The following is a 3,754-nucleotide window of genomic DNA, read 5'->3' as shown; positions in this document are numbered from 1 at the left end:
CTCCCCCCTTGAGGGGGGTGAGGAGTGGTCCGCGTAGCGGACGGAAAGCCAATTGCTTGGCTTTCCGAACGACGAACGCCCGGAGCGACAGCGAAGGGCCGGCGCCGGCAGGACAGAGAGGGGGGCGACAGAGCGCCTACCTCTCATTGCTTGGCCTCCTTGCCAGCATCTTCTGCCTCTTCCTCCTCCCCCTCGCCGCGCTCGCTGCCGACCTCCCCGCGCTGACCGGCCGCGTCGTCGACAATGCCGGCATCATCGATGCCGGCACCCGCGCGGCGCTGACCCAGAAGCTTGCCGACTTCGAGACCAAGGGCTCCGACCAAATCGTCGTCGCCACCATCCCCAGCCTCGGCGGCGAGGAGATCGAGCCTTACGCCAACCGGCTGTTCCGCTTTTGGAAGCTCGGCCAGGCCAAGGAAAACAACGGTGTGCTGCTCCTGGTGGCGCCGAACGACCGCAGGATGCGCATCGAGGTCGGCTATGGGCTCGAAGGCACGCTGACCGACCTGCACACCAAGCTGATCATCGAGAACGACATGGTGCCGGCCTTCCGCGCCGGTGACTTCTCCGGCGGCATCACCAAGGCCGTCGACGACATGATCATGGTGCTGGAGGGCAATCCCGAAGAACTGGAGGCGCGCGGCAAGCGCAACGAGCAGGCGCCGTTCAATTCCGACGACCTGTTCTTCGCCATTTTCATCACCATCTGGGCGCTGATCTTCTTCGGCGGCATAGCAATGACGGTGTTGCCGCCGATCTTCGGCCAGAAGATCGGGCCGGGCCGCTACCGCTGGCTCGGCATGACTTTCGATCAGAACCGGCGTTCTTCCTCGGGCGGCTGGTCGTCTGGGGGCGGCGGCTGGTCGTCAGGCGGCGGTGGCTGGTCCTCGGGCGGCGGCGGATTTTCCGGCGGCGGCGGTTCGTCCGGCGGCGGCGGCTCTTCGGGAAGCTGGTGAGGCACCATGGCAACGCGACCGATCAGCGCCGAGGACCATGACCGCATCGCCGAGGCGATCCGCACGGCCGAATTGAAGACCGACGGCGAGATCTACTGTGTCGTCGCTCGCGCCAGCGAGGGCTACTTCTTTCCGGCCGCTTTCACAACGACGATCGGCCTGTTCATCGCCAGCCTCGCCGTCGCCTACGGGCTGGAGGGCTTGTGGCTGACCATCCGGCTGCCGCATTTCGTGCTGGCGCAACTGCTGGCGTTCGCCTCGGCGCTTGCCTTGCTCTGGCTCCTGCCCGCCTTGCGCATTCATTTCGTACCGCGAAGGCTGCGCTATCAGGCCGCGCACGCCAACGCGATGAAGCAGTTCCTGGCGCGCAACGTCCACCGTACGAGCGCGCGCACCGGCGTGCTCATCTTCGTCTCCATCGCCGAGCGATATGCCGAGGTCGTTGCCGATTCCGGCATCGACGCCAAGGTCGGCCAGCATGTCTGGGACGGCGTTGTGCGCGACCTGACCAAACATGCCGGCGACAACCGGCTGGCCGACGGCTTCGTCAAAGCTGTCGCCACGGTTGGCGCCGTGCTCGCCGAGCATTTCCCGGTCACCGAAGGCGACGCCAACGAGCTCGACGATCATCTCGTCGAGATCTGACCAGAGCATGATGCCGAAAAGCGTGAAGCGGTTTTCGGATGACATCATGCTCTATCTCTTGGATCTAGAGACGGATTCAGATTTCAGGTCGAACAGACCCGAAATCATCCGGCTCTAGGCCTCGTCGGCGGATGCACCTTCCGCCTGTGCGAAAGCGTCGAGGCGTGTTGGCGGACTCTTTGCAATCGCCCGATGCGGGTTTATGGTTAACCAATCATGAACACGCTGACCATCGACATCCGGAAGGCAGAGCCGCGCGACGCGAGCGCCATCGCCGAGGTGCACCAGCAGGCTTGGCGCGGCGCCTATTCCGGCATCATCCCGCACCGCACGCTGACCTCGATGATCAACCGCCGCGGCGTCGACTGGTGGGCCAACGCGATTCGCCGCGCCGCCACCGTGCTGGTTGTCGAGATCGGCGGGACCGTCGCCGGCTATGCGACGATCGGCAAGAACCGCGCCCGCGAGCTCAGGCAGCAGGGCGAGATCTACGAGCTCTATCTGCGGCCCGAATATCAGGGCATCGGGCTGGGCAGCCGCCTGTTCAAGGCAGCCAAGGCCAGGCTTGCCGACCACGGCCTGCGCGGCCTTGTGGTGTGGGCGCTGGAAGACAATCACAACGCCCTGGCCTTCTATGCCGGCAATGGCGGCCGCGATATCGCCGAAGGCGTCGAGGTCTTCGAGCAGAAGGCGCTGAAGAAGGTCGCTTTCGTCTGGAACGACTAGCATCGGCTAGGTTACAGCCCATCACAAACTGTGCGCTTTCATTAGCATTCAGCACCAATCGCCGCATTGCACCATGACGCGTCCCCCGCTATCGGTCTTTTCAATCGAAAGAGGGATTTAGCCATGCGTATCGAAGCCGTGCCGATCGGGAAGAACCCGCCCGACGACATCAACGTCATCATCGAGGTGCCGATCGGCGGCGAGCCGATCAAATACGAGATGGACAAGGAGGCCGGCACCTTGTTCGTCGACCGCTTCCTGCACACCTCCATGCGCTATCCCGGCAATTACGGCTTTGTGCCGCACACACTGTCGGGCGACGGCGACCCGATCGATGTTCTGGTCTGCAACACCCGCGCGCTGGTGCCGGGCTGCGTCATCAATGTGCGGCCGATCGGTGTGCTGATCATGGAAGACAATGCCGGCCAGGACGAGAAGGTGATCGCCGTCCCCTCGCCCAAGCTGACGCTGCGCTACGAGAACGTCACCGAATACACGCATCTGCCGGAAATCACGCGACAGCAGGTGCAGCACTTCTTCGAGCACTACAAGGATCTCGAGCCCGGCAAATGGGTCAAGATCGAGGGCTGGCACGATTCCAAATACGCCAAGAAGATGATCGTCGACGCGATCGCGCGGGCAAAGGCAGCGAAATAGCGCGAACCGCTTGCCTCATCGGGAGATGGCCGGCGGAAGCTGTTACCGCACGGCCTTCTCGCCGCCGGCCGCGGTGATCACCCCGACGATGATCAGCCCGGTCAGCACCAGCCGCACGCCGGCGCTGACGCCGAATGTGTTGAGCATGGTGAGCAGCAGCACCAGGAACAGGCCGGCGCCCCAGACGCCCGGCACGTTCGCCTTGCCGCCGGCGACCGAGGTGCCGCCGATGACGACGACCGCGATCGAGGCGAGCAGGTATTCGTTGCCGATATCGACATTGGCGCCGCGGAAGTAACCGGCGAGCAGCGCCCCGTCGATGCCGCCCAGCGCCCCGCACAGCGTGTAGGTGAGGAAGCGGATGCGGCCGACATGGACGCCGGCCAACCAGGCGGCGCGGATGTTCTGGCCGATCGCCAGCACCGAGCGGCCGTAGATCATGCGCTGCAGCGCAAGTGCGGCGCCGATCGTGAACAGCACAGTCAGCATCGCCAGCACGGGTATGCCCAGCACCTGCCAATTTGTGAAGTCGGCGAAGCCCGGCGGCGGCTTGATCTGCAGGCCGCGGCCGTAGCTGATGTCGACCGACTGGATGATGAAGCTCGCTGACAGCGTCGCGATGATCGGCGGGATGCGCAGCGCCCAGATCAAGAGATAGTTGATGACACCGATCGCCGCCCCGCAGGCAAGTGCGGCAAGCAGCCCGACGACGATCATCGAATCGCTGCCGCCCATCACCTTCATGGCGACCGCGCTGGCCAGGCCGATAT

At 64.4% G+C, this 3,754-nt stretch carries 5 protein-coding genes; 4 read left to right on the top strand and 1 reads right to left on the bottom strand.

Annotated elements, in window-relative coordinates:
* Nucleotides 1-146 precede the first annotated feature (146 nt).
* The 4 genes from EOA24_RS30545 to ppa all read left to right on the top strand — a co-directional run bounded on the left by EOA24_RS30545 (nt 147) and on the right by ppa (nt 2,984).
* The gene (locus EOA24_RS30545; RefSeq protein WP_189343313.1) at nt 147-956 is read left to right on the top strand and encodes a YgcG family protein; all 810 of its coding nucleotides are present in this window, start codon (nt 147-149) and stop codon (nt 954-956) included.
* A 6-nt stretch (nt 957-962) separates the two neighbouring features.
* A complete protein-coding gene (locus tag EOA24_RS30540; RefSeq protein WP_126080515.1) occupies nt 963-1,601 on the top strand; it encodes a TPM domain-containing protein in 639 nt (212 codons plus the stop codon).
* A gap of 216 nt (nt 1,602-1,817) precedes the next feature.
* Nucleotides 1,818-2,327, top strand: a complete 510-nt coding sequence (locus tag EOA24_RS30535; protein ID WP_040991512.1) for a GNAT family N-acetyltransferase — start codon at nt 1,818-1,820, stop codon at nt 2,325-2,327.
* Between the two features lie 123 nt (nt 2,328-2,450).
* Nucleotides 2,451-2,984 carry an inorganic diphosphatase gene (ppa, locus tag EOA24_RS30530; RefSeq protein ID WP_126063718.1) on the top strand — a complete coding sequence of 178 codons (534 nt, stop codon included), beginning with the start codon at nt 2,451-2,453 and terminating at the stop codon, nt 2,982-2,984.
* A gap of 42 nt (nt 2,985-3,026) precedes the next feature.
* Here the strand turns inward: ppa and EOA24_RS30525 are convergent.
* Nucleotides 3,027-3,754, bottom strand: a 728-nt coding sequence (locus EOA24_RS30525) for an ABC transporter permease (protein ID WP_133374684.1), incomplete at its 5' end; no start/stop codon positions are given.

Origin of the sequence: Mesorhizobium sp. M2A.F.Ca.ET.039.01.1.1, from assembly GCF_003998035.1 — a bacterium.
Classification (GTDB): Bacteria; Pseudomonadota; Alphaproteobacteria; order Rhizobiales; family Rhizobiaceae; genus Mesorhizobium.
The sequence above is the reverse complement of the archived record's forward strand: the minus strand, read 5'-3'. Positions and strand labels throughout refer to the sequence as shown.